This is a genomic window from Flexivirga sp. B27, assembly GCF_052905685.1.
The window spans coordinates 388,438-412,376 of record NZ_JBPYUM010000002.1 but is presented as its reverse complement, the minus strand read 5'-3'; the positions used below and the strand labels follow the sequence as shown (position 1 = coordinate 412,376).

Genomic DNA, 23,939 nt, shown 5'->3' with positions numbered 1-23,939 from the left:
TCGCAACATTCGTGAGGCCGCACCATCATTCGCCCTTGCGCCAGATCGACACGTGTGAGCGACTGTCGGAGGTGAACTCGCTGCCGTCCCAGTCCGCCATACGACGTTCCAGCGTCATACCGGCGAGCAGCGCCATCAGATCGCATTCGGCCGGCCAGACGTAGCGAAAGTTGCTGGTGCCGTGGCGAAAGTTGCCGTCGGCGGTCCTTGTGTAATGGTGCGACGTGCCCTGCTGGGTCGTCAGGTCATACGTGTCGAAGCCCAGATGATCCGCGCCCACATGGAACGGCACGGTGGACTGGCCGGGCGGCATCCGCCTGATGCCAGGGACCCACATTTCGATCAGGAAACGTCCGCCAGGGGCAAGATGCCGCGCGGCATTCCGGAAGACCTCGACCTGCTCGGCCTGGGTCCGAACGTTGCCCAGGCCGTTCCACACCAGATAGACCAGCGAGAACTCGCCGTCGACTACTGCCGTTGCCATGTCGCCGCCGACAGCTGAGATGTCTGCACTCTTGGCAAACAGCTGGTCAAGCATCGGCTGTGACAGTTCGATGCCGGAAACATCGATTCCCTTCTCATGCAACGGGATCGCTACTCGACCCGTGCCGATCGCGAATTCGAGTGCCGCGCCATGGCCGACCAGTGCAGCAAGGACGTCCACCGCGGGGTCGAGTACTTCGGGAGCGAACATGAAGGAGGACTCTTCGTCGTACCGTTCGGCCGTCTCGGAGTCCCACAGGTCACTACTCGTCATGGGACGACTGTGCCGGGCTGGACGTGTCGACCGCCACCAGTTTTCGACCGTGTGTCATCTGGCTCTGTGCGGGCCGGCTGGTACGTCGCACGCCGCGACATCGTCAGCCGAGTTTCACCGGATTGACGATGTCGGCATAGGCGAGCAGGGCGAACATCACGAGCAACACGACCGAGACGCCATACGCCAATGGCAGTGCCTTGGCGACGTCCACGTAGACCGGACCGGTCCGACCGCGAAGCCGGGCGATGCCACGCTTGACCGCTTCCCAGAGCGCTCCGGCAATGTGCCCCCCGTCGAGGGGCAGCAACGGCACCAGGTTGAAGACGAACAGCGCGAGATTCAGCGAGGCGAGGATCATCAGCAGGACGACGATCTTGTCCTGAGTGCTCGCGTATTTGGACTCGGTGACGTCGCCGGCGGTGCGTCCGACGCCGACCACTGACTGCGGGCTGTACTGGTCTCGCGTGCCGTCGCTGAAGGCGGCGTTCCAGACGCCGACCATCTTCTGCGGGATCTTCACGAAGACCGACGAGGTCTTCTTGAGGGCGTCCCCGAACGTGCCGAGGGCTGCCGGCAGCGACTGCCGCTCGTCCTGGTAGGTGCCACCGATCGACGCACCGATGACGCCCACGTTCTCGAACTCGACCTCACCCTTCCAGTTGACGACCTGTGTGCCGCTGCTGTCCTGTTTGGGCATACGTTCCAGCTTGGGTCGCACCTGCAGCGTGACTGTCTTCCCGTCTCGCTCCACCACGAGCGGGATCCGCTCGTCCGGGTGCGACCGGACGATGTTGGTGAAGTCGATCGTCGTGGAGACGTCGGTGCCGTTGATGGAGACGATCCGGTCCCCAGGTTTCAACCCGGCGGCGGCTGCGGCCGTCCGACCGCTGCTGTCGCAGTCGGTCACCGCCTTGCCGGTGTCGGTTGCCGAGCAGGACTGCACTGCCGCAATATTCGCGCTCTTCTGCACCGGAAGCCCGATGCCACTGGCGATGAGGATCAGCAGCACGAGCGCGATGACCAGGTTCATGAACGGGCCGCCGAACATGATGACGACCTTCTTCCAGGTCGGCAGCTTGTAGAAGACCCGCTCCTGGTCCTGCGGCGCTATGTGTTCATAGGCGTCCTCGCGCATCTGATCGGCGAGTTGGGTGAATCGCCCGGTCGAGGAGGCTCGGATGTAACCGTCTTCCTCGCCGGGCCGCGGAGGAAACATCCCGATCATGCGGATGTAGCCACCGAGGGGGATCGCTTTCAGCCCGTATTCGGTCTCACCGCGGCGACGCGACCAGACGGTCGGCCCGAAGCCCACCATGTATTGGGTCACCTTCACGCCGAACAGCTTTGCGGGCGTCAGGTGCCCCAGCTCGTGCAGCGCGATGGAGACACCGATGCCGAGCAGCAGAATGATCACGCCGAGCAGGAACAACACAACTACCAGCGTCTCATGGCTGGCTGCGGACGCGCTCAGCGCCGATCGAGTAGTTGCTGTGCATGACGACGTGCCCAGGACTCCGCTTCGAGGACGCCGTCGATCGTGAGTTCGCCGGCGGGCGCGGAATGCGCGTCGACGACGGCGCTCACCGTTTCGATGATGTCGGTGAAGTTGATCCGCCCGTCGTGGAATGCAGTCACACACTCCTCGTTCGCTGCGTTGTAGACCGCTGGGTATGTCGACCCGGCCATCCCGACCTTGCGCGCCAGCTGCACCGCCGGAAATGCGTCGTCGTTGAGCGGCTCGAAGCGCCAGTCATTCGCCTTCGTCCAGTCGATGGGCGTCTCCGCGTCTGCCACCCGGTCCGGCCAGCCGAGTCCGAGTGCGATCGGGACGAGCATCGTCGGCAGACCGATCTGCGCGACCACCGCACCGTCGACGAACTCGACCATGGAATGGATGTATTGCTGCGGGTGGACGACAACGTCGATCCGTTCGAACGGCACGTCGAAGAGCAGGTGAGCCTCGATGACTTCCAGCCCCTTGTTGACCAGGGTGGCGGAGTTGGTGGTGATGACCTTGCCCATGGCGAAGTTCGGGTGCGCCAGGGCTTGCTCGGGTGAGACCTTCTTCAACTCGTCGAACGGCAGCCCCCGGAACGGCCCGCCGCTCGCGGTGACGATCAGTCGGCGTACTTCGCTGCGACTGCCGGCGCGAAGGCTCTGTGCGATCGCCGAGTGCTCGCTGTCCACTGGCACGATCTGGTCGGGAGCCGCGGCACGCTTCACGATCGGGCCGCCGACGATCAAGGACTCCTTGTTCGCCAACGCGAGGGTTGAACCCGCCTCGAGCGCGCCCATCGTCGGACGCAGACCGATCGAGCCGGTGATGCCGTTCAGCACCACGTCGGCGCCGCACCGCGCGACCTGCTCCGCCGCATCCGGCCCGATCACGATCTCCGGCAGGTATGACGGCGCGCCCGCCGCTCTCGCCTCGTCCGCCACCATGGCGCGGAATTCGTTCGCGTCGCCCGCCGCGAGTCCCACGAGGTCGACCCGTGCCTGAACAGCCTGCTGCGCGATCAGCCGAGGCTGACGACCACCGGCGCTGAGTGCGACGACGCGGAATCGATCGGGGTTGCGACGCACGATGTCCATGGCCTGCGTCCCGATGGAGCCCGTCGATCCCAGAACCGAGACAGAGCGTTGTGCGGGGGTGGCGGAGAAGTCGGTCACGCTCTCATTAAATGCCATTCATCCGGGACTGGACCTTCGACCTCGCTGCCGAGCAGCGCATCGAAGATGTGTCGACCGATCTCCTTGACCGTGACCGGGCGTACCTCCACCAGGCGATCGTCGCTCTCCAACGGGTTGACGACGCGGCTACTCGACCAGCTACCGGCCGACCCCAGCAGGAAGCCGAGCACCAGCAGCGCGGGGCCTCCCCCGTCGGCTCGCCAGACTGTCGCGTTCATTTGTGCGACACCGTCACCCCAAAGCTCCGGGGACAACTCCCCTGAGTCGAACCTGTCGGCGGCCAGCTTGACGGGTTCACCCTCCCCATCGGCTGCCCCGTCGACCATGCAGAACGCCTCGATCTCGGTGGCTACGTCCGCGTGGTCGATGAAGTGAAATTGGTGTGCGCCGACATCCGTCACGTCCTCGACGAGAACGTGGTCGGTGTCGAAATGGTGATATCGGAGCACGCTGGACTCTGCATCCGATTTGTTGATCACCAAAGTGGACTTCGCGCACGACCGCACTTGCAACATCGTGACGACGGACTGGGGCAGTTCCATGCCGGCTCCATCGTTCACCACCACAGCACCGTGCGCGCAGAGCGAGCGGAGCGCGACCTCGAGAGCCACCTTTCGATGCGTCGCGTCCAACCGGCTGAGGTATGGCGCATCCACAATCGGATGCTCCGCACCGAACAGCAGCAACTCCTCGTCGGTGAATTGGATCAGCGACTCGCTCCACCTGCTCATGCTGCCAAGCCCACGGGTTGTACGGCCATCTGCTGCTCATTCCCTCCGGCACCGTTGAGCCATCGCGGTCTCCACGGCGACTGCGCATCGGCTGTCGGCCACTCGACCGGCCTGGGCAGAGGGGGAAGCCTCGGCGACCGCAGGAATCTTCGATCCCGTCTGCCCTTGTGCCAGCAATCCGGCAAGCGCACCGGTCCCGTCCAGCGGTCGTTCACCGGCTGGGACTTCGGTCCCTCGCCGGGCGGCCGCACTGGGCCGGTCCAACGATCCGAACCTGTGGGCGGCCCGATCCTCAGCCGCCCGAGATCAGTTTCGAGATCAGCTTCGACGAGCGCCAGCTGCTGCCGAAACCGGCGACGTGACAGTTCGACACGCTCTTCGAGCGCTGCCCTCTCGGCAACAGCCTGCTCCGGCAACCGCCTTGCGTCCGCCTGCGCATCGGCGAGTTCGTGCGCGAATGCACGCGTGATCACGCCGATCCGCTCGACTGCAGCCCGCACCCCGCCAACGGTCCTTCGGTGGTCCGCAGCGGACTGCGCAAACGCTGCCGCCCCGGCACCCGACCACCGGCCGAGAGCCGAACCGTGGCCGGTCCCCAACGCCCTGTCGAGGCGGTCCAACTCCAGGGCCAGTGCCCCGCATCGACCATGTGCTCGTAGCAGGATGGTCGGGTCGCCGTCCAGCGGCTTCATGACTGCTCGGCCAGGGCGATACGCACCAGCCACTCGGTGTTGCGATAGCTGCCCGCAGCGGTCGACAACTTGCTCGCGATCGTTGCGGTCCGCTCCGCCACATCGGCGACGAGCCGGGGCAACACGGACGTGATGTCGTCCACGCCACCACTTCCCTCGCCGTCGCGAAGATCATCGATGACCGCGCGGGCCAGCGTTGCCATGCCGCTGTCCGGCGCACCACGCAAAGTGGCTGAGACGTCGTCCAGTGCCCCCGGATCGACCCTGAGTTGGCCCATCGCCGACTCCCTTCCTGCTCGTCGTCACGAGAGTAGGAGCCGATGCCGGTCAGCCGCAGAAGTTGTCCACAGGCTCACGCGGTCGGTCAGAACGCCAGGCCGACATACTTCGTCTCGAGGTACTCCTCGATGCCCTCAGCACCGCCCTCGCGTCCGAAGCCACTCGCCTTCACCCCACCGAACGGCGCGGCGGGGTTGGACACGACACCCTGGTTCACCCCGACCATGCCGTACTCCAGCGCCTCACTGACTCGCAGAACCCGTGCGTAGTCACGAGTGAAGAAGTAACCCACGAGGCCGTACTCGGTGTCGTTCGCACGACGTATCGCATCGGCCTCGTCGGTGAACGTCTGTATGCCGGCAACTGGTCCGAAGATCTCCTCGCGTGCCATCGTCGCGTCACCGGGCACGTCAGCGATCACCGTGGGCGCGAAGAAGTACCCGGAGCGGTCACCCTTGGTGCCGCCGGTGACCACGCGCGCACCACGATCGGTCGCGTCCGTAACCATGGCGAGCACCTTGTCGACCGCCTTGGCATTGATCAGTGGCCCGACGTCCACACCATCGGTCATACCGTCTCCGACCGTCAGCGCAGCCATGCGCGCGGCGAACTTCTCGCTGAACTCCTCGGCAACATCCGCATGCACGAAGAACCGGTTGGCGGCCGTACATGCCTCGCCGATGTTGCGCATCTTGGCCAGCATGGCCCCTTCGACCGCGGCATCGACATCGGCGTCGGCAAAGACGATGAACGGAGCATTGCCGCCCAGCTCCATCGACACTCGCAGCACTTGTTGTGCCGACTGCTCGATCAGCGTGCGGCCCACCGGGGTCGAGCCGGTGAAGGTCAGCTTGCGGGCACGCGGGTCCCGGATCAGCGGCTCCATCACCCCTCCGCTGTCGGTGGTGGTGATGACGTTCAGCACACCGGCCGGCAGACCTGCTTCCTCCATCACTTGCGCGAGATAGAGCATCGTCAACGGGGTCTCCGCGGCGGGTTTGACGACCATCGTGCAGCCCGCCGCGATCGCCGGCCCGATCTTGCGCGTGCCCATGGCCAAGGGGAAGTTCCAGGGCGTGATCATCAATGTCGGCCCGACCGGCTGCTTCATCGTCATCAGTCGCGTCGCGCCGTTGGGAGCCACGGAGTAGCGACCCGAAACCCGCACTGCTTCCTCCGCAAACCACCGGAAGAACTCCGACCCGTAGGTGACTTCGCCGCGGGACTCCGCGAGCGGTTTCCCCATCTCCAGAGTCATCAACTCCGCGAAGACTTCGGCGCGCTCGACGACGAGTTCGTATGCGGCGCGGAGGATTTCGCTGCGGTCCCGTGGCGCGGAGTGCGCCCAGTCCTCCTGTGCCTCGGCAGCAGCGGTCAGCGCAGCGGCACCGTCAGCCACCGATGCATCGGCGACCTCAGCCAGCACGCCTCCGGTTGCGGGGTTGTCCACCTCGAGCGTCCGTCCTCCGTCGGCGTCCCTCCAGGTGCCACCGATGAACAACTGCTTCTTGACCTGGTCGACGACCGAGGACGTGCGTGGCGTGTTTGTCATGGGCTCAGCCTGCCACCCTCGTGCGCATGCCGGTCCCGGGCCCAGAATGAGTTCATGATGCGCACATGTGAAGTGATCGTGACCGGTGCGGCGGATGCTCGCGCGGCGACGGCCGGCGGTGCCGACCGGCTCGAGCTCGTTGCCGAGCCGGAGCGCGGAGGTATGACGCCGGCGCCGGACGTGCTGGCTGCCGTGCTCGACGCAACCGATCGCCCGGTGCGTGTCATGGTCCGGCGCACCGAGTCGCACCACGTGACCCAGGAGACGGCGGACATCCTGCGTTCAGATGTCGAATCTCTGCCGATGGCAACCGAATTCGTGTGTGGTGCGATCGACGTCGCCGGAGTGCCTTCCTATCGGCTGGATCCGGTGATCGCTTCCTTCGGCGACCGCAACTGGACGTTTCATCGTGCGCTCGATGACGCGCCCGACCTGTCGGCAGCTGCCACCGCGGCGCTGTTCCTGCCGGGTTGTGACCAGGTGTTGTCAGCTGGTGATCCGGCCGGGGTCGACGTTGGTATGCCGCGCCTCGCGGCGGCACTGCGTGACCCGGAGCTGGCGGCCGGATTGCTCGTCGGTGGTGGCGTCACGCTCGACAACATTCCGGTACTGATCAGTGCCGGAGCTCAGGGACTGCACCTCGGCCGGGCGGTGCGTGACGGGGCCGCCTGGGATCGACCGGTGTCGACCGACCTGGTGCGCAGGGCCGCGGAACTCGTACACGAGTCCTGAGAGGCGCGCGGGCCGGTCGTCATACGACTGATGCGCCGGCCGTGCCGAACAGCTCGACGTCGGCACGCCAGTCGTCGGCGAGCTCGTCGAAGGGATGCAACGGGCGGTCGAGGCGGTTGAAGTGCAGGTGCTCGATGCGCTGATCGACGGCACCGTCCGTCAGCGCCATGACCCAGCCTCGACTGATGTCCTGCAGGTCGGGCTCCAGGTAGCCGATCTTGTTGATCACCAGTCGAGTTCGCTGCACGTCGATGCCCACCCGCGCGTAGTCCTCTCGCGTGTGGAAAGGGGTGCGCCGCTCGGTGAGGACGACCCGCAACCGGCCGACGCGCACCACTGCGGCGCCGCCGGCAGCGTCGGACACCAGCTGATCGACAACACCCTGTAAGCGCACCCGACCGGGCGAGCCCAGGCAACCGCCGACCGCTGCATCGAAGCTCGCACCGACTCCTGCGTCTTCGGCCGTCTGCACACCGGCAGCGTCCACCAGTGCGCTCCACACAACCTCGCCGTCTCCCTGCGTGATGCGTTGATCGACGAGCAGTTCGGCCAATGTTGTTGCCACGTCACCGGATCCGCCTGCCGTCGGGTTGTCCCCGGTGTCACTGATGAAGAAGGGAGCACCGGTCTCCTCGTGTGCTGCGTCGAGTGCGCGGCTCAGCTTCTCCGCCGGACCGCAGAAGCTGAAGTCGTTGCGCGCGGCGACGAACGACTCCGCCAGCCGCCCGCATTCATCCCGTATGGCGCCGAGGTCGTCCCCCACCACGACCGCGGCGGCGGCCGTCCGGGGTTCGTCCGCCCACGCGTAACCCACCCAGAGGGCTTCCTCCCAGACACCGTCCGGTGGATGCTTCAACTGCGCGTACAACGACCGTGCGGGCTCGACTCGCGTGGAGGTCTTCTCCCCCGGGAGGATGACCGGGATCCGGCACCATGCACGCGCCGGGCGGGAGCCCGAGGTCAACGCGCGCACCAGCAAGCGGGCGGCCCGGTCCCGCGTCTCCGCTTCGTCGATGTGTGGAGCAGTCCGGTAGCAAGTCGGTAGGTCCACCTCGCGCACGAAGTCGCGCGACGGTTGACCGTGCAGATCCATCGCCGCGGCCAGCACCACCTGCGCGCCTCCGGCCGCCTGCCGGACGCGTCGAGCCAGATCCGCCTCGACGTCATCGATGCCCTCGACCAGCATCGCGCCGTGTATGTCGAGCAGGACGCCGTCCCACGGAGCACCCGATCGCACGGCGTGTAGGACGCGATCGAGGAGTTCGGCATAGGCGCTGCGCAGCACGGGGCCACCCGGCAGCGCCCGCGCGACCGGTCCGGCCACGAACTCTACGTCGTCCAGCTCTCCGGACCGCACCGACGGGAAGCGTTCGAGCGTCCTGTCATTTTCGCGAATCCCGAATTCCGACAACGACGTTCGGTGCGGCGCAAACGATGAGCACTCGGTGCCGATGCCGACGATGATCGCCCGTGGGCGGGTCGGCTGTCGGGTCACTCGGCAAGCCACGCCGCATACGCGTCGAAGGTGTAGGGCCGCCCGAGGAACTGCTCGACGAGTTTTGCCGCGTCGCGCCTCCCGCCGGGCACCAGGACGTTGTCGCGATAGCGCCCGGCCACCTCCTGGTTGAACATGTCGTCGGTGTCGAACGCGCTGAACATGTCCTTCGCGATGACCAACGACCACATGTAGGTGTAGTAGCCCGAGCTGTAGCCGTCGAGGTGTCCGAAGGCGCAGTGGAAATGCGTGTCCGGGACGTAGGGAAAGACCGAGTACTTCGCCTGCAGATCGCGCACCACGGCGGTCAGGTCGTCATACCGCCGCAGGTGCAGATTGAGCGACAGTGCCGCATAGAACATCTGGGTGCGTGCTTGGAATCCCTTGCCGAAGTCGTCTGCCTTGCGCATCTTGCGGACCAGCTCGGCCGGGATGGTCTCGCCCTGCTCGTTGCTGGCGAAGGTTGCGAGAACATCGGCGTCCCAGGCCCATTCCTCGAGCATCTGGCTGGGTGCCTCGACGAAGTCCCACTCGGTCGCGACGCCGCTGAAGGTGATGAATTCCTGGTCCCCGCCGAGCACGTGGTGGATCAGGTGCCCGAACTCGTGGAAGAGCGTCACGACCTCGTCGTGCTCCATCAGCCCGCGGCCGAAGTTGCACAACAGCACGCCTTCGGGAAGCTGGCGATCACGCAGCCCGCCACGCAGGTCGAACTGCGCTGCGTGCTTGTACTTCCCGTCCCGCGGGTGCAGATCCAGGTAGATGCGCCCGACGCGCTCCCCCGCCCGCAGCACGTCGTATGCCGCCACCTCCTCGTGCCAGGTGGTCACGTCAACCGGCTCGAACGCGATCTCGAAGAGCCGGCCCGTGACGTCGAGCAGGCCCTGCCGCACCTTCGCGAAGGAGAAGTAGGTGCGGACCTGCTGCGCGTCGACGGCGTACTGCTCCTTACGCACCAGCTCCGAGTAGTACGTGAGATCGGCCGACGAGATGTCCGTGGCCTCGGGCACGTCCTGCTGGAGGCGTTTCAGCAGGACCGCCTTGTCACGCTGTGCTCTGTCCGCGGCAGCGGCCGTGATCTTGTCGATGAATTCGCCGATGGCAGAGGCATTTCCGATCATCTTCACCTCGGCATCGAAGTCCGCCCAGGTGTCGTAGCCCAGCAGCTTCGCGTGCTCGGCGCGAAGCTCCAGCAGGCGTTGCAGCACGGCGTCATTGGCCGGCCAGGCAACGTTGAGGCGCTCGAGCGTCATCGCCATACGGGTGGATGCGTCGCTGCAGAAGGTGATGAGCGGGATCGAGTCCGGGTAGTCGGTGGTCACCGTCACCATGCCGTCGTCGCCTGCCGGGTGTGCGTCGAGCCAATCCTGCGGCATACCGGCGAGTGCCTCCGGCGGCACGGAGATCGACCGCACCCCCTCGCGGATGTGCTTGCTGTGCTCCTGACTCGCCGTCAACTCCAACTCGGCGACTTCGGTCAGCCGAGCTCGGGTGGCGTCATCCTGATCGACGCCGCTTCGGCGGAAATCCCGCAACGCACGCTCGAGGAAACGTTGCGCGTCGTCACCGAGGCCGGAGGCATCGAGCGCGTCGAGGATCGCGAAGACCTCCCGGTCCATGCCCAACTCGGTCGAGAACGCGTCGAGACGTTGCATCGCGTCGTCGGCCGCTGCCCGCACCGCGCTCGACGGATCGGTCTCGGCGTAGACGCCGGCGACACCGGCTGCGTTCGCGAGCGCGACGTGTATGTCGTTCCACGCGTGCAGCACCTCCAGCGCGTCGGCCGGTGGGGCGGCCTTCAACGAGTCCACCGCCGCACTCGCCCGGCTCAACCCGTCGTCGCACGTCTGCGCAACCCAGGTGAGGGCGTCTTCGGCGGTCGGCAGGTCCTGCGGCTCCAATGCACTCATGCACAGCAACCTAACCGGAGGCTTACCTGGCGATGACGCGCGGCTTCCGCTGGCACCGCGGGCAGCTGAACGACGACCGGTTCATGAACGACTCCCGCACCATCAACGTGCCGCAACGATGGCACGGCTCTCCTTGTCGCCCATAGGCATTCAGCGATCGCTCGAAGTAGCCGCTGGCGCCGTTGACGTCGACATACAGGCTGTCGAAGCTGGTGCCGCCACGACCGAGCGCCTCGGTCATCACTTCTGCTGCATGACCCAGCACCTCGCGCACCGCAGCAGCGGTCAGCTTCTCCGTCGCCCGCTCGCCGTGCAGCCGAGCCCGCCACAGTGCCTCGTCGGCGTAGATGTTGCCGATCCCGGAGACCAGCGACTGGTCGAGCAGAGCACGCTTCAGCTGGGTGCGCCGACGGCGCATGGCCCGGCTCACCGACTGCTGGTCGAACGCCGGCTCCAGCGGGTCAGCTGCGATGTGCGTGATGATCTCCGGCACGCTGCCCGAACCGTAGGGGTCGGGGACCAGCGACACCAGTTGCAGGCCACCGAAGGTCCGCTGGTCGACGAAGCGCAGCTGTCGGCCGTCCGACAGGTCGAACAACGCGTGCGCGTGCTTCTCCCGCGGTGCGTCAGCCGCCTCCACCAGCAGTTGCCCGCTCATCCCCAGATGTATGACGAGCGCCTCGACCCCGCCGTCCAGCTCCAACCAGAGATACTTTCCACGGCGCCGGGCACCCGTGACAACCACACCACGCAGTCGGTCGGCCAGATCGACCGGACCGGGCAGATGGCGCCGCGCGACGCGGTGCCCGAAGAGAGCGACATGCTCGAACGACCGCCCCACCACGTGCGTGGCAAGCCCGCGCCGTACGACTTCGACCTCGGGAAGCTCAGGCACTTCCGGCGCTCGTGCCCGACTTCTCGGCCGACTTGTCGGCGGTGTTCTCCACGGACTTCTCGGCTGAGTTCTCGGCGCTGTCCGACCGGGCCTTCAGCGTCTTCCACGCCGACTCGGCTGCTTCCTGCTCCGCCGACTTCTTGTTGCGGCCGACACCGTGACCGAGATCCTCGTCGGCGATCAGCACGGTCGCGGTGAACGTCTTGTCATGGTCCGGGCCTTCCTCGTCCACCCGGTAGGAGGGCACGCCGAGTCCGAGACTCGACGAGATCTCCTGCAGTGAGGTCTTCCAGTCGAGGCCGGCGCCGAGCGTCGCGGATCGCTCGATCAGCGTGTCCATCAGGCTGTGGATCAGTGCCGTGGCGCCCGGGATCCCGCTGGACAGGTAGACGGTGCCGATGACGGCTTCCATCGTGTCGGCCAGGATCGAGTCCTTGTCGCGCCCACCGGTGGTGGTCTCACCGCGACCCAGCTTCAGGAACGAACCCAGCTCCAGTTGCCGCGCAACCTTCGCCAGGGCACGCGAGTTCACCACTGCTGCACGGAATTTCGCCAGCTGCCCTTCGGGCAGATCGGGATGCTCGCGGTAGAGGTGATCGGTGACGATGACACCCAGCACGGCGTCGCCGAGAAACTCCTGGCGCTCGTTGTGCGGTATGCCGCCGTTCTCGTACGCATAGGACCGGTGCGTCAGGGCGCGCGAAAGCAGCGACTCGTCGACGACCTCGCCGGACCTGTCTTGCAGGATCCGGGCGAGGTCGGCGACGGGCCGCTGTGCGGTTTCGGGACGCTGCCGCTTGCTCGGGCTCACGTCGTCGAAGAGGCCGTCAGGCCTGGTGCTCGGTGCGCTCCGCGGCGCTGTAGTGACGGTCCTTGTACGAACCGCACGCCGGGCACGCGACGTGCGACTGCTTCGGCGCGTTGCACTGCGGGCAGGTGGACAGCGCGACCGGGGCCGCCTTCCACTGCGCGCGGCGGGACCGGGTGTTCGAGCGCGACATCTTCCGCTTCGGGACAGCCACGTCAATTCCTCTTCTCGTCGTTGTCGGTGTTCGTGTCGTCGCCGGCAAGTTGTGCCAGCGCCGACCACCGGGGGTCGATCACTTCGTGGTGGTGCGTCGGGTCGTCCGCGAGCCGCGCCCCGCATTCGGAGCACAGACCCGGGCAGTCTTCCCGGCATACCGGCTGGAACGGCAGTGCAGGCACCACCGCATCCCGCAGCACGGGCTCGAGATCGGCGAGATCGCCGTCCAGCTCGTGCACGTCTTCTTCGTCGCCGTCCTCCACCTCGTGGTGGTGGGCAGCTCGATCGGCGTAAGCGAACAGCTCCTGAAACGGGACCTCGATCGGCAGATCGACGGGTTCCAGGCACCGCACGCAAGCACCGGTCGCCGTGGCGTGGACCGTGCCGGTCACCAGAACGCCTTCCATCACCGATTCGAGCCGCAGCCGCAAGGTCATCGGTTGACCTTCCGGCACGCTGATCACATCGGTGCCGAAGTGCTCGGGCGCCGCCACCTGGACCTCACCCTCGAGCATCCGACCGGGTCGCCGCGGGAGCTCCTTGGTGTCAAGAGCCAGCGGGCGTCGCGAATCGGTGTGCATCATCCAGGGTGTTTGTCAGGTGACATGGCACGGTCTTACCGAGAACGACAAGACCGAGGGTCAAGGCTACCGGTTGGGTGCCCGGTCTCCCAAACCGACGCCGCACATCGTAGGTTTGCAGATGTTTTGCAGATGTAGTGACCGTCTTCAGGGAGGTTCGCCATGCGACAGGGAAAACACGAGGCGGGCGCAACTGCAGCACCGTCCGACGCGCCGCCGACGGACTTCCTCGGTGAGTTGCGGGGCATCGCGACACCACGGATTCTGCTGCTGATTTTCGGCGTGCTGGTGCTGCAGCTCGCCTTCATCGCGAGCTATGTCGGCGCGTTCCACTCACCGTCGGCGCACGAGATCACCATCTCGGTCACAGCCGGCCAGCGGACGGAGCAGGTCGTCGCGCAGCTGAACGGCCTGGACGGCAAGCCGCTGAAGGCACTGCCGGTCGCGAACGCCGCGACGGCGAAGCAGGAGGTGACCACCGGCGACAGCAGCGCGGCGCTGGTGATGTCCGGCTCGAGCAAGAAGGACACTTTGTATGTCGCCGGCGGCGGCGGTTCGGCCACGGTCACCGCCGTCGAGGGAGTCATCGCGCAGTTCGAGAAAGCGCAGCAGCGCAGCGCCGAGAGCACTGACCTCGTCCCCCTGCAACGGCACGATGCGCGCGGGCTGAGCGGCTTCTACGTCGTGATCGGGTGGATCGTCGGGGGTTACCTGTTGGCCGCCGCGATCGGCATCCTCGGCAGCCCACGTCCGAGTGGCATCGGCGCAGCGGTCGGGCGGCTCACCGCCCTCGTTCCGTATGCCGTCGCCAGCGGCCTGCTCGGCGCGGTGGTCGCCGATCCGATGCTCGGCGCGCTGACCGGGCACTTCTGGGCGATCGCCGGCATCGGCGTCCTGGTCGTATTGGCAAGTTCCACAGTCACGATCGCCATGGAGGCGTTGTTCGGCATCATCGGCATCGGTGTGACGATCCTGGTCTTCGTCGTGCTCGGCAACCCGTCCGCAGGCGGCGCCTATCAGTTGAATGTGCTGCCAGGGTTCTGGCGGGTCATCGGGCCGCTGATCCCGAACGGCGCCGGCACCAGCGCATTGCGCAACATCGTCTACTTCGACGGACGGCATCTGTCCGGCCAGCTGATCTGCCTGGTCGTCTACATCCTGCTCGGCGTGCTGGGGACGCTCGGCGCGACGTGGTGGTTCAGTCGTTCGTCGGGGCCAGCCGCTCGATCAGCGGCTGAAGCACCGGTGGCGGAACCATCGAGCTGATGTCGGCGCCGCGCTCGGCGATCAGCCGGATCAACGAACTCGAGTAGTGCGTGTATGCCGGATCGCCCGGCAGCAGCACTGTCTCGACGCCCGTCATCTCGCGGTTCATCAACGCCATGGGCAGTTCGTACTCGTAGTCGGTGAGCCCGCGAATGCCCTTCAGCAGCACACCGGCGTCGAGCTCGCGGCATACGTCGACGATCAGCCGGTCACCGAAGGCGACCGCCCGCACGTTCGGCAGGTGCTCGGACGCAGCACTGATCAACTCGATGCGTTCGTCGGGGCTGAACGTCCCCTGCTTGGCGGCGTTGTGCAACACCGCCACGACGACGTCGTCGTACAGCTCGTTCGCGCGCGTGATGACGTCCAGATGGCCGTTGGTGATCGGGTCGTAGGAGCCGGGGCACACGCACCGCCGGGGGTTGCCGCTCATGCCAGGCACTGTAAATCACCGATCTCAGGCCGTGTCGCCGTCGGGGACGTATTCGGCGAACCAGCAGGTGGTCTCGCCGTAGCGGCGCGGCCCGATCAGCTCGACGTCCTCGGGCCACACCGGCTCCGCGGAGCGACTGGACCGCTCGACGACCAGCACGGCGTCGACGGCCAGGGACCCGTGCCGGACCAGTCCGGCCAGCACGTCCGCCAGCGCCTCCTCCCCCACGGCGTATGGCGGGTCGACGAACACCAGGTCGGCAGGCTGCGACAACGGAGCGCCGACCACTGACTCGACGCTCCCGGCGCGCACCGACACCCCCGCCAGCCCGAGATGCCGCACGTTCTTGTCGATGGTCGCGGCGGCCTTCCGGTCCGATTCGACCAGCAACGCCGACGCCGCCCCCCGCGAGACTGCTTCCAGCCCGAGTGCACCGGAGCCGGCATACAGGTCGACGACGTGGGACCCGGCGATGGCGTCCAGATGCTCCAAGCGACCGAAGACGGCCTCCCGCACCCGATCCGACGTGGGGCGCGTGCCGGACCCGCTCGGGGTCAGCAACCGCCGCCCACCGGCGCTGCCCGCGATGACGCGCGTCATCCGCGCTCCAGGAACGCGGCCTGCTCGTCGCTCAACCGGTCGGCGACCAGCTCGGCCAGGCGAGGGTAGGCAGTCAGCGACGGGTCGGTGTCGACGATCGCGGTCGCGTCGTGCCGGGCGAAGTCGATGAGCTCGACGTCGGACGGATGACTCAACCGCAGCAGCCGCAGCTGGCTGCGGGTGCCGCTCTGCGAGGCGCCGAGCACGTCCCCCTCGCGCCGCAGCGACAGGTCGAGGTCGGCCAGCCGGAAGCCGTCCGCGGTCGCGGCGACCGCCTCCAACCGCTCGACCGTGTCGGGGTTCTCGGTCTCGGTCACCAGCAGACACAACCCGGCGGCCGCTCCACGCCCGACCCGGCCGCGCAGCTGGTGCAGCTGGGAGATGCCGAAGCGGTCCGCGTCCATCACCACCATCGCCGTCGCGTTGGGCACGTCGACGCCGACCTCGATCACGGTGGTCGAGACCAGGACGTCGATGTCGCCGGCACCGAATGCCTGCATCACCGCGTCCTTGTCCTCGGCCGATATCCGACCGTGCAGCATCTCGACCCGCAGGCCGTGCAGCGCGGGCTCCTCGCGGAGGCGTTCGAGCTGCTGGTGCACTCCGATCAGCTCGCGCGGGGTCTCGGGCTCCTCACCCCCGCCATAGGGCTCGAAGTCGGGCGGCGGCTCGCCGTCGAAGTCCCCGGGCACCTCGAGCGAGGCATCCATCGGATCGCCGATCCGGGGGCAGACGACATACGCCTGATGACCGGCGCGGACCTCCTCGGCCACCCGCTGCCAGGTGCGCGCCATCCACGACTCGCGGTTGCCCGGCACGACGTGGCTGGCGATCGGCTGTCGCCCGCGCGGCAACTCGCTGAGCACGGAGGTGTCCATGTCGCCGAAGACGGTCATCGCGACCGTGCGCGGGATCGGCGTTGCCGTCATCACCAACACATGCGGTGGGCGAACCGCCTTCGCACGCAACGCATCTCGCTGCTCGACGCCGAAGCGGTGCTGCTCGTCGACGACCACCAGGCCGAGGTCGGCGAACATCACGTGCTCCTGGATCAGGGCATGTGTGCCGATCACGATGCCGACCGGGCCCGTCGCGATGTCGAGCAGGACCTTCTCCCGCTGCGACTTGGTCATCGATCCGGTGAGCAGCGCGACGCGGGTGGCGTTGTCCGCCCCGCCGAGCATCCCGGCCTGCCCGAGCTCGCCGAGCATGGCGGAGATGGATCGCTCGTGCTGCTGCGCGAGAACCTCGGTGGGAGCCAGCAACGCCGCCTGCGCTCCCGCGTCGATCGCCGCGAGCATCGCGCGCAACGCCACGATGGTCTTGCCGGAGCCGACCTCGCCCTGCAGCAGACGATGCATCGGATGGCCCTGCGCCATGTCGTGCGCGATCTGCTCACCGACCTGCCGCTGCCCGTCGGTCAGCTCGAACGGCAGCCGGGCGTCGAATGCCTCCAGCAGCCCGCCGGACACCGCGGTGCGCGGCGTCGCCTCCTCCTGGCGAGCCTGTGCGCGTCGTTGCGCGAGGACCGTCTGCACGACGAGCGCCTCGTCATACCGCAGCCGGCGCTTGCCGCGCCCCCAGTCGGCGTCCTGCTGCGGGAAGTGCACGTGCTCGTATGCCGCCCGCAGGTCGAGCAGCTTGCGGTCCTGGCGGATGTCCTGCGGCACCGGGTCGTCCAGCTCGACCTGCTCCAGGACCAACCGCATCGTCTGCGTCAACTGCATGTCGGTGACGCCCTTGACCGAGGGGTAGAGCGGGATCAGGCCGCCCCGGTAAACGGGGTCGGTCTCCCCTCCGGTGAAGAGCGTGTATTCCGGGTGCGCGAGCTGCAGGGTGCGCCCGTAGGTCTGCATCTTGCCGCGGAAGACACCGTGTGCCCCCGACACCAGCCGCTCCTCGTGACCCCACGCGCTGAAGAAGACCAACGACGCCTGCTGCCCGTCGGCGTCCTGCAGCACCGCGGTCAGCATCCTGCCCTTGCGACCGCGCATCGGCCGGGTCTGCGCCGACACGATGGTCGCGACCAGCACGGCGTCCTGACCGGGGTGGAAGTCCGACAGCCGCCCGCTCTTGCTGGCGTCGAGATATCGCCTGGGCAGGAAGTCGAGCAGGTCGCCCACAGTCCGCAGACCACGGGCCTTCTCCAGCTTGGTCGCGACCTTGCCCACGACCGGTTTGAGCGAGCTGCTGCGCGTGATCGGCATCTACTCGACCCCGATGGTGAGCAACGGCTCGCCGATCCCGCCGGAGACGTGCGTGACCTCGAGCGCGGCGTGATCGGTCGCGAGCGTCCGGAGCAACCGGTCGATCCGGTCCGCGGCCAGGCCGTCGCCGGTCACCAAGGTCACCAGCTCCGCACCCGGCACACCGTCGATGACCTCCCGGATCTGCTGCATGAGCGCATCATCCCCCGGATCACCGACAACCCTGCGACTGGCGACGCCACGGACGACGTCCCGGGCGGCCGCACAGGACTGGTCGAAGCCGAGGTCCGGGTCGAGGACGGCCGCCGCCGCGAGCGCCTGCGCCGCGTCATGACCCACCGCCACGATCATCCCGTCGTCCATCGCGTCGTCCGCCGCGCTGTCCCCCACTCCGTCGCTCAGCGCGGCCGCCACGTCATACGCCTCGGGGCAGGCACACAACAGCAACGTCCCGACGCGTCCTAGCTGGCCCGTCAGCGCCCGCCGATCACTCCAGTCCGTGATCGCGGTGAACCCGGCGCGCTTGAACTCGTGGGCGACCCCCTGTCCGTGGGTCAGCGCGAGGATCACGAATTCCGGTGTCTGCTCGGCGGATCCGTCCGCGACCTGGTCGGCGAATCGAGTGATCCGGAAACGGTGTGCCCGCCCCGCGTCCACGCCGGCATTCACCGCGGCGGCCACGTCGTCGACGTGCACGTGCACCGAGTAGTGCTCCGGTCCGCCCGCCACCACCAGTGAGTCACCCAGGTCGTGCAGCACCGTCTTCAGCTCACCCACGGCGTCCCCATCTGCCTGCTCCAGCAGGAACATCACCTCGTATGCCGGTCCGTCGACCGGCGCGTCATCGGCACAGTCCACCGGCACATCGGCGGCCGCGCGACTGGTCACCAACCACTCGGGCTCGGCGGACGCATTGACCGCGAGACCGCCGACGCCGTGCACCACGCGTTGCAGTGCTTCGAGCACCAGCAGATATCCCGCTCCGCCGGCATCCACGACTCCTGCGCGGCACAGCACCGGATTGTCGATGCGAGTGCGCAGCAGCGCGGCGGCGGCACCGGCCACAGCCTGATCGATCACCTCGAGCAACCCGGCACCACGCCGGTCGGTCCGGTCTGCGGAGCGCGCTGCGGCGTCCGCCACCGTGAGGATCGTGCCGGGCACCGGCGCCGAGACACCGTCCTGGGCGAGCTCCGCCGCCCGACTCAGCACGCGGGCGAGCTGATGCCCGCCGAGAGCGCCACCGTCCGCAGCGACGACCTCGCTCACGCCACGGGACAGCTGACTGAGGATCACACCGGAATTGCCGCGGGCCGCGGTCAGCATCGCGCTGGCCATCTCCGCGGTCGCGGCTGCGATGGTGTCCGGGGCACGCCGGTCGAGTTCGTCGACGGCGTCGCTCATCGTCATCAGCAGATTGCTGCCGGTGTCACCGTCGGGCACCGGGAAGACGTTGAGGCCGTTGAGCGCCTCTGCGTATGCCGCGAGGTCGGCACGCGCGGTGATGACCCACCGGCGCAACGCTGCCAGGTCGAGGAGTTCGAGCGGCATGGGACGCTGGAGAGCCTTTCCTGGTCGACACGGGCAGCCTCAAGCCTATCCTGGCCCGTCCGCCGGCTCACTCCCCCGTTTTGGAGACCGGACCCCGTCTCGGCTACGATCGTGCAGTTCCCGTATGCGACATGTCTTGCGGCATGCCCGCGGAGCAACTTGTTCTTCAACCATTTACTCCAAGGAGATTCACCGTGGCTGCCACCTGCGACGTCTGCGGCAAGGGACCCGGCTTCGGTCACAACATCTCGCACTCGCACCGCCGCACCAAGCGTCGTTGGAACCCCAACATCCAGCGCGTCAAGGCGCTCGTGGGCGAGGCCGGTGTGACCCCGAAGCGTCTGAACGTCTGCACCTCCTGCCTCAAGGCGGGCAAGGTCAAGCGTTGATAGTCCACGCTGACAACTGACAACGGGTCGTCCCACGTGGGACGGCCCGTTTCTGTATGCCGAGAGGCACTCCTTTGTGCCGAGAGGCACTCCTTTGTGCCGAGAGGCCCCCGGATCCAGGCGAGATCGACCTGAATCCGGGGGCCTCTCGGCAATGGAGGTGCCTGTCGGTGGAAGGGCCGGCGAGGACTACCTCCGTGCGGACGTCACGCGGGTCAGTCGTCCGTCGGCAGGTTGGGGTTGCTCATCTCGGCGGCTGCCTTGTCCCGCTCGAGCTCCACCTCGTCGACCACGATCGGCCGCAGGTAGCACCACAGCGCCATACAGACGGCGAAGATGAACATCCCCAGCCCGCACCACAGGTTGAGGTTGAAGTCGTCGGCCTTGCGCTTGTCCTCGTCGGTGAAGTTGACCAGGCCCATGACGAACAGCACGATGCCGTAGATGCCCATCAGCGCGGCGATGATGTTGCGCACGTCGAACAAGCCGGCGGTGTGCTTGTGCGGATCGGATGTCGTTTCAGCAGTCATGACTCTCAGCTCCTTTCGATCAGACCGGTCAGTGGAAGATGACGTTGAGGATGATGACCATGGCAAGCGAGACGCCGGCCAGCTTCACCGGCGACAGCCACCAGTGGGCGACAGCCTCCTCGGCGTGGTCCTCCTTGGGGGTCAACGACTTCACCAGACCGCGCAGCTCCGACTCCGGCTTCGGTGCCGTGAAGCCGGTGACGATCACGCTCACGATGATGTCGATGACGAACGCGGCACCGGCGCACACGAAGCTCGCGCCCTGCCCGGACAGTCCGATCCAGCCCTGTGAGGCGCCACCGAGTGCGTCCTCGGAGGCGATACCGACGAGCACCGCACCGAGCGTGCCCGCGACCAGGCCGGTCCAACCGGCAGCCGGCGTCATCTTCTTCCAGAACATGCCGAGGATGAACGTCGCGAACAACGGCGCGTTGAAGAAGCCGAACAACGTCTGCAGGTAGTTCATGACGTTGCTGTACTGGCTGGCAAAGGCGGACGTGCCGATCGCGAGCACCGTCGCGCCGACGGTCGCTATGCGCCCGAAGTCCAGGTAGTACTTGTCGTCACGATCCTTGACGACATACGTCTGCCAGATGTCGTAGGACATGACGGTGTTGAACGCCGAGATGTTCGCCGCCATACCGGCCATGAACGCGGCGAGCATGCCCGCGATCGCGACACCGAGCAGACCGTTGGGCAACAGGTCCCGCATCAGGAACAGCAGCGCGTTGTTGTAGTCGTGCTCCCCCGAGCCGGAGAACGCGCCGAGGCCGGCGGCCGCCATACCGGGGATGATGATGATGAACGGAATGAACATCTTCGGGAAGGTGCCGATGATCGGCGCGCGCCGTGCGGAGTTCATGTCCTTGCTGACCATCGCACGCTGGACCTCGACGAAGTTCGTCGTCCAGTAACCGAAGGACAGCACGAAACCGAGACCGAAGACGATGCCGATGACCGACAAGGTCGCACTGCCGAAGTTGGTCAGCCCTTGACCTGGCCACGACTGCATCGGGTCGTGCGCGAAGTTCTGCGCCTGCAGCTTGTCCTTCAGGCCGCCCCAACCGCCGATCTTGTGCATCGCCACCAATGTCAACGGCAGCAGGGCCGCGACGATGACAAAGAACTGCAGCACCTCGTTGTAGATGGCTGCGGACAGCCCACCGAGGGTGATGTAGGACAACACGATGATGGCGGCAATGACCGTGGACAGCCAGATGCTCCATCCGAAGAGCGTGTTGACGATGGTCGCCAGCAGATAGAGGTTGATGCCGGCGATCAGCACCTGGGCGACGGCGAAGCTGATCGCGTTGACCAGGTGTGCCTCCGGCCCGAAACGGCGCCGCATGAACTCCGGGACACTGCGCACCCCGGAGCCGTAGTAGAAGGGCATCATCACCACGGCGAGGAAGAGCATCGCCGGGATCGCGCCGATCCAGTAGTAGTGGAACGTCGCCATACCGATCTGCGCACCGCTGGCGGACATCCCCATGATCTCCGTGGCACCGAGGTTCGCCGAGATGAAGGCGAGTCCGGTGATCCAGGCCGGCAGCGAGCGGCCGGAGAGGAAGAAGTCGACACTGCTGGACACCTGGCGGCGAGCCACCAGTCCGATGCCGATGACGAAGACGAAGTAGAGCGCGATGAGGATGTAGTCGACCGGTCCGGCATCGAGTCTCAACGCGGACGAATCCATAGGCATGGGGCACCTGCGGCTTTCTGTGGGGCCACCGAGCGACTCGATGGGACGCGGCGGATTGCGCGACTCCGCCGAAGACTACTCCGTATGTCACACAATCCAACGTTCGGTGTTGAGCGTTTCAGTCGGTCTTTGCCGAACCGAAATGATCCCAACCCACCCGGACGTGTTCGCGGCCGCCCACGGTGACCCCCGCACCGGCGCCGACGACCCCGATCTGTCGCCAACCGGACGGCACCGAGCCGATCGGGAACGTCGCCAGGAGACTGTGCTCCTCGCCTCCCGTCAGCACGCACTCCTCGGCCTCCGCCGTGTCCAGCGCCGGAGCGAGAGCCTGTATGTCGCCGGCGAGCGCCGCCGGATCCAGGTCGATCCGGACACCACTGGCACGGGCGATCCGGCCGGCGTCCCGCAGCAGCCCATCGGAGATGTCGATCATGGCCGTCGCGCCGGCGTGTGCCGCCCGCGGCCCCTGGTCGTATGGCGCAGCCGGACGACGTTGCGCGAGAACGAGATCCGGGCCCGCTTCCGGCGTGCCACGCTGCAGCAGCACCAGCCCCGCGGCGGCCCTGCCCAGCGTTCCGCACACCGCCACGACGTCCCCGGCACGAGCTCCCGAACGCAGCACCGGTGCGACGCTGTCGAGTTCGCCCAGAGCGGTGATGCTGACCATCCGGACACCCGCGGGTGCCGAGGACAGGTCACCGCCGATCACCGCGGTCGCTGCGGCCTGCGCTGCCGCTGCGACGGCATCGGTGAAGTCGGACACCCACTGCAGCGTCGTGTCCTCGTCGGCGACCAGCGTCACCAGCAGCCCGGTGCACCGACCGCCCATCGCAGCGATGTCGGCGACGTTCTGCACCACGAGCTTGTGCCCCACATCCGCCCCGGTCGACCAGCCGTCCAGCCAGTCCCTGCCGAGCACCATCGTGTCGGTCGTCGCGAGCGCCGCACCGGACCGCAACCGCAGCAGCGCGGTGTCGTCGCCCGGGCCGACCAGCACGTCCCGGCGCGTCGCGAATCTCGGCAGCACCGTGTCCAGGAGTTCCTGCTCCTCCACATCGGCCAGGGTGCGCGGGTCCGGTGAGTGCGTCATACCTGTGGTTTCCACCCTTCATCACCGCTGGAATACCCCGGCACGGTAGCGTTTCCGCCAGACGCGGCGATCGCGCCGGGACCCCGCAGCGCGGGGTTCGCAGACTCACTCGGGAGACTACGCAATGGTTCAGGCCTACATCCTCATCCAGGCGGATCTCGGCAAGGCGACCGCCGTCGCCGCCGCGGTGCGTGAGATCCCCGGGGTGCTGTCCTCGGAGGACGTGACCGGGCCCTACGACGTCATCGCCCGGGCCGAGGCGGAGAACCTCGACGAGCTCGGCTCGCTCGTGGTCGCGAAGATCCAAGAGGCGCCGGGCATCATGCGCACGCTGACCTGCACCGTCGTGCACCCCTGAGGCGAGATTGAGGCGAAGCACAGCACTCCCCATGGCCGTGTGCGCCCTGACGCTCACGGCATCCCTCGCGGCGTGCGGTGATGACACTGTCAAGGCGACACCGGCCGACAACGCGTCAAACCCGTTGTGCGCCAAGGTAGCTCAGCACTGGCCGACGACTGTCTCCAACCAGAAGTCGCGCAAGGTGAGCACCGACTCCCCCACCGTCCACGCATGGGGTGACCCGGCGATCATCGCGCGCTGCGGAGTGACGCCTCCGCGTCCGACGTCCACCGGCTGTGTCTCCGTTGACGGCATCGACTGGGTCGGCAGCAAGCTGTCCGACGGCGGCCGTTATGTCACCTACGGCCGCACGCCGGCCATCGAGGTGCTGGTCCCCACCAAGTACAACTCCCTGCCGCCGCTGGGTGCGTTCACGGCCGCGGCGAAGCAGATCAAGCAGGGCCCGCACCGTTGCAGCTGAGGCTT

Annotated in this window: 24 protein-coding genes; 5 read left to right on the top strand and 19 right to left on the bottom strand. The window is 67.1% G+C overall.

Annotated features, from left to right (window positions below; translation table 11 throughout):
- Positions 1-25 precede the first annotated feature (25 nt).
- The 6 genes from ACSZL9_RS10775 to ACSZL9_RS10750 form a co-directional block, all read right to left on the bottom strand.
- Positions 26-757: a class I SAM-dependent DNA methyltransferase gene (locus ACSZL9_RS10775; RefSeq protein WP_446665491.1), complete on the bottom strand. Its 732-nt coding sequence runs from the start codon at positions 755-757 to the stop codon at positions 26-28.
- Positions 758-860: 103 nt separating this feature from the next.
- Positions 861-2,192: a M50 family metallopeptidase gene (locus tag ACSZL9_RS10770; RefSeq protein WP_446665490.1), complete on the bottom strand. Its 1,332-nt coding sequence runs from the start codon at positions 2,190-2,192 to the stop codon at positions 861-863.
- A 35-nt stretch (positions 2,193-2,227) separates the two neighbouring features.
- Positions 2,228-3,430, bottom strand: a complete 1,203-nt coding sequence (gene dxr, locus ACSZL9_RS10765; protein WP_446665489.1) for a 1-deoxy-D-xylulose-5-phosphate reductoisomerase — start codon at positions 3,428-3,430, stop codon at positions 2,228-2,230.
- Complete coding sequence (locus ACSZL9_RS10760; RefSeq protein ID WP_446665488.1) at positions 3,427-4,182, bottom strand: hypothetical protein; 756 nt, start codon at positions 4,180-4,182, stop codon at positions 3,427-3,429. The genes dxr and ACSZL9_RS10760 overlap by 4 nt, the downstream gene beginning before the upstream one ends.
- Before the next feature lie 688 nt (positions 4,183-4,870).
- Positions 4,871-5,152: a hypothetical protein gene (locus ACSZL9_RS10755; protein WP_446665487.1), complete on the bottom strand. Its 282-nt coding sequence runs from the start codon at positions 5,150-5,152 to the stop codon at positions 4,871-4,873.
- An 86-nt stretch (positions 5,153-5,238) separates the two neighbouring features.
- Positions 5,239-6,705, bottom strand: a complete 1,467-nt coding sequence (locus ACSZL9_RS10750) for an NAD-dependent succinate-semialdehyde dehydrogenase (protein WP_446665486.1) — start codon at positions 6,703-6,705, stop codon at positions 5,239-5,241.
- 54 nt (positions 6,706-6,759) lie between these two features.
- On the opposite strand from ACSZL9_RS10750, the gene ACSZL9_RS10745 reads away from it, so the two are divergent.
- Positions 6,760-7,437, top strand: a complete 678-nt coding sequence (locus tag ACSZL9_RS10745) for a copper homeostasis protein CutC (RefSeq protein WP_446665485.1) — start codon at positions 6,760-6,762, stop codon at positions 7,435-7,437.
- Positions 7,438-7,456: 19 nt separating this feature from the next.
- Here ACSZL9_RS10745 and ACSZL9_RS10740 read toward each other — a convergent pair whose 3' ends face one another.
- Genes ACSZL9_RS10740 through ACSZL9_RS10715 form a run of 6 tightly spaced genes read right to left on the bottom strand, consistent with a single transcriptional unit; the run spans position 7,457 to position 13,345 of the window.
- Complete coding sequence (locus ACSZL9_RS10740; RefSeq protein ID WP_446665484.1) at positions 7,457-8,932, bottom strand: M81 family metallopeptidase; 1,476 nt, start codon at positions 8,930-8,932, stop codon at positions 7,457-7,459.
- Positions 8,929-10,842, bottom strand: a complete 1,914-nt coding sequence (locus ACSZL9_RS10735) for a M3 family metallopeptidase (RefSeq protein WP_446665483.1) — start codon at positions 10,840-10,842, stop codon at positions 8,929-8,931. Before ACSZL9_RS10735 ends, ACSZL9_RS10740 begins: the two co-directional genes overlap by 4 nt.
- A 22-nt stretch (positions 10,843-10,864) precedes the next feature.
- Positions 10,865-11,737 carry a bifunctional DNA-formamidopyrimidine glycosylase/DNA-(apurinic or apyrimidinic site) lyase gene (gene mutM, locus ACSZL9_RS10730; protein ID WP_446665482.1) on the bottom strand — a complete coding sequence of 291 codons (873 nt, stop codon included), beginning with the start codon at positions 11,735-11,737 and terminating at the stop codon, positions 10,865-10,867.
- Positions 11,730-12,548, bottom strand: a complete 819-nt coding sequence (gene rnc / locus ACSZL9_RS10725; RefSeq protein ID WP_446665481.1) for a ribonuclease III — start codon at positions 12,546-12,548, stop codon at positions 11,730-11,732. Before rnc ends, mutM begins: the two co-directional genes overlap by 8 nt.
- Positions 12,549-12,564: 16 nt before the next feature.
- Entirely contained in the window at positions 12,565-12,759 is a 195-nt protein-coding gene (rpmF, locus tag ACSZL9_RS10720) for a 50S ribosomal protein L32 (protein ID WP_446665480.1), read from the bottom strand.
- Between the two features lies 1 nt (position 12,760).
- Entirely contained in the window at positions 12,761-13,345 is a 585-nt protein-coding gene (locus ACSZL9_RS10715) for a YceD family protein (protein WP_446665479.1), read from the bottom strand.
- 159 nt (positions 13,346-13,504) lie between these two features.
- Here ACSZL9_RS10715 and ACSZL9_RS10710 point away from each other — a divergent pair, with 159 nt between their 5' ends.
- On the top strand, positions 13,505-14,608 hold the full coding sequence (locus tag ACSZL9_RS10710; RefSeq protein ID WP_446665478.1) for a hypothetical protein: 1,104 nt from the start codon (positions 13,505-13,507) through the stop codon (positions 14,606-14,608).
- On the opposite strand, the gene coaD is transcribed toward ACSZL9_RS10710, so the two are convergent.
- The 4 genes from coaD to ACSZL9_RS10690 are packed head-to-tail and all read right to left on the bottom strand — an operon-like array spanning position 14,541 to position 19,399.
- Positions 14,541-15,041, bottom strand: a complete 501-nt coding sequence (coaD, locus tag ACSZL9_RS10705; protein ID WP_446665477.1) for a pantetheine-phosphate adenylyltransferase — start codon at positions 15,039-15,041, stop codon at positions 14,541-14,543. The genes ACSZL9_RS10710 and coaD overlap by 68 nt on opposite strands.
- 24 nt (positions 15,042-15,065) lie before the next feature.
- Positions 15,066-15,641, bottom strand: coding sequence for a 16S rRNA (guanine(966)-N(2))-methyltransferase RsmD (gene rsmD, locus ACSZL9_RS10700; protein WP_446665476.1), 576 nt, complete (start codon positions 15,639-15,641; stop codon positions 15,066-15,068).
- Entirely contained in the window at positions 15,638-17,848 is a 2,211-nt protein-coding gene (locus ACSZL9_RS10695; RefSeq protein WP_446665475.1) for an ATP-dependent DNA helicase RecG, read from the bottom strand. Before ACSZL9_RS10695 ends, rsmD begins: the two co-directional genes overlap by 4 nt.
- Positions 17,849-19,399 (bottom strand): DAK2 domain-containing protein, encoded by a 1,551-nt coding sequence (locus ACSZL9_RS10690; RefSeq protein ID WP_446665474.1) that lies wholly within the window; start codon positions 19,397-19,399, stop codon positions 17,849-17,851.
- Positions 19,400-19,593: 194 nt separating this feature from the next.
- On the opposite strand from ACSZL9_RS10690, the gene rpmB reads away from it, so the two are divergent.
- A complete protein-coding gene (gene rpmB / locus ACSZL9_RS10685; protein ID WP_166118878.1) occupies positions 19,594-19,788 on the top strand; it encodes a 50S ribosomal protein L28 in 195 nt (64 codons plus the stop codon).
- A 215-nt stretch (positions 19,789-20,003) separates the two neighbouring features.
- Here the strand turns inward: rpmB and ACSZL9_RS10680 are convergent, their stop codons facing one another.
- The 3 genes from ACSZL9_RS10680 to thiL all read right to left on the bottom strand — a co-directional run bounded on the left by ACSZL9_RS10680 (position 20,004) and on the right by thiL (position 23,113).
- Positions 20,004-20,318, bottom strand: coding sequence for a hypothetical protein (locus tag ACSZL9_RS10680; RefSeq protein WP_446665473.1), 315 nt, complete (start codon positions 20,316-20,318; stop codon positions 20,004-20,006).
- A 28-nt stretch (positions 20,319-20,346) separates the two neighbouring features.
- Entirely contained in the window at positions 20,347-22,014 is a 1,668-nt protein-coding gene (locus ACSZL9_RS10675; protein ID WP_446665794.1) for a sodium:solute symporter family protein, read from the bottom strand.
- 124 nt (positions 22,015-22,138) lie between these two features.
- Positions 22,139-23,113: a thiamine-phosphate kinase gene (thiL, locus tag ACSZL9_RS10670; protein WP_446665472.1), complete on the bottom strand. Its 975-nt coding sequence runs from the start codon at positions 23,111-23,113 to the stop codon at positions 22,139-22,141.
- A gap of 124 nt (positions 23,114-23,237) precedes the next feature.
- Here thiL and ACSZL9_RS10665 point away from each other — a divergent pair, with 124 nt between their 5' ends.
- On the top strand, positions 23,238-23,471 hold the full coding sequence (locus tag ACSZL9_RS10665; protein ID WP_446665471.1) for an Lrp/AsnC family transcriptional regulator: 234 nt from the start codon (positions 23,238-23,240) through the stop codon (positions 23,469-23,471).
- Positions 23,472-23,502: 31 nt separating this feature from the next.
- The gene (locus ACSZL9_RS10660) at positions 23,503-23,934 is read left to right on the top strand and encodes a DUF3515 family protein (protein WP_446665470.1); all 432 of its coding nucleotides are present in this window, start codon (positions 23,503-23,505) and stop codon (positions 23,932-23,934) included.
- The last annotated feature ends 5 nt before the right edge of the window (positions 23,935-23,939 follow it).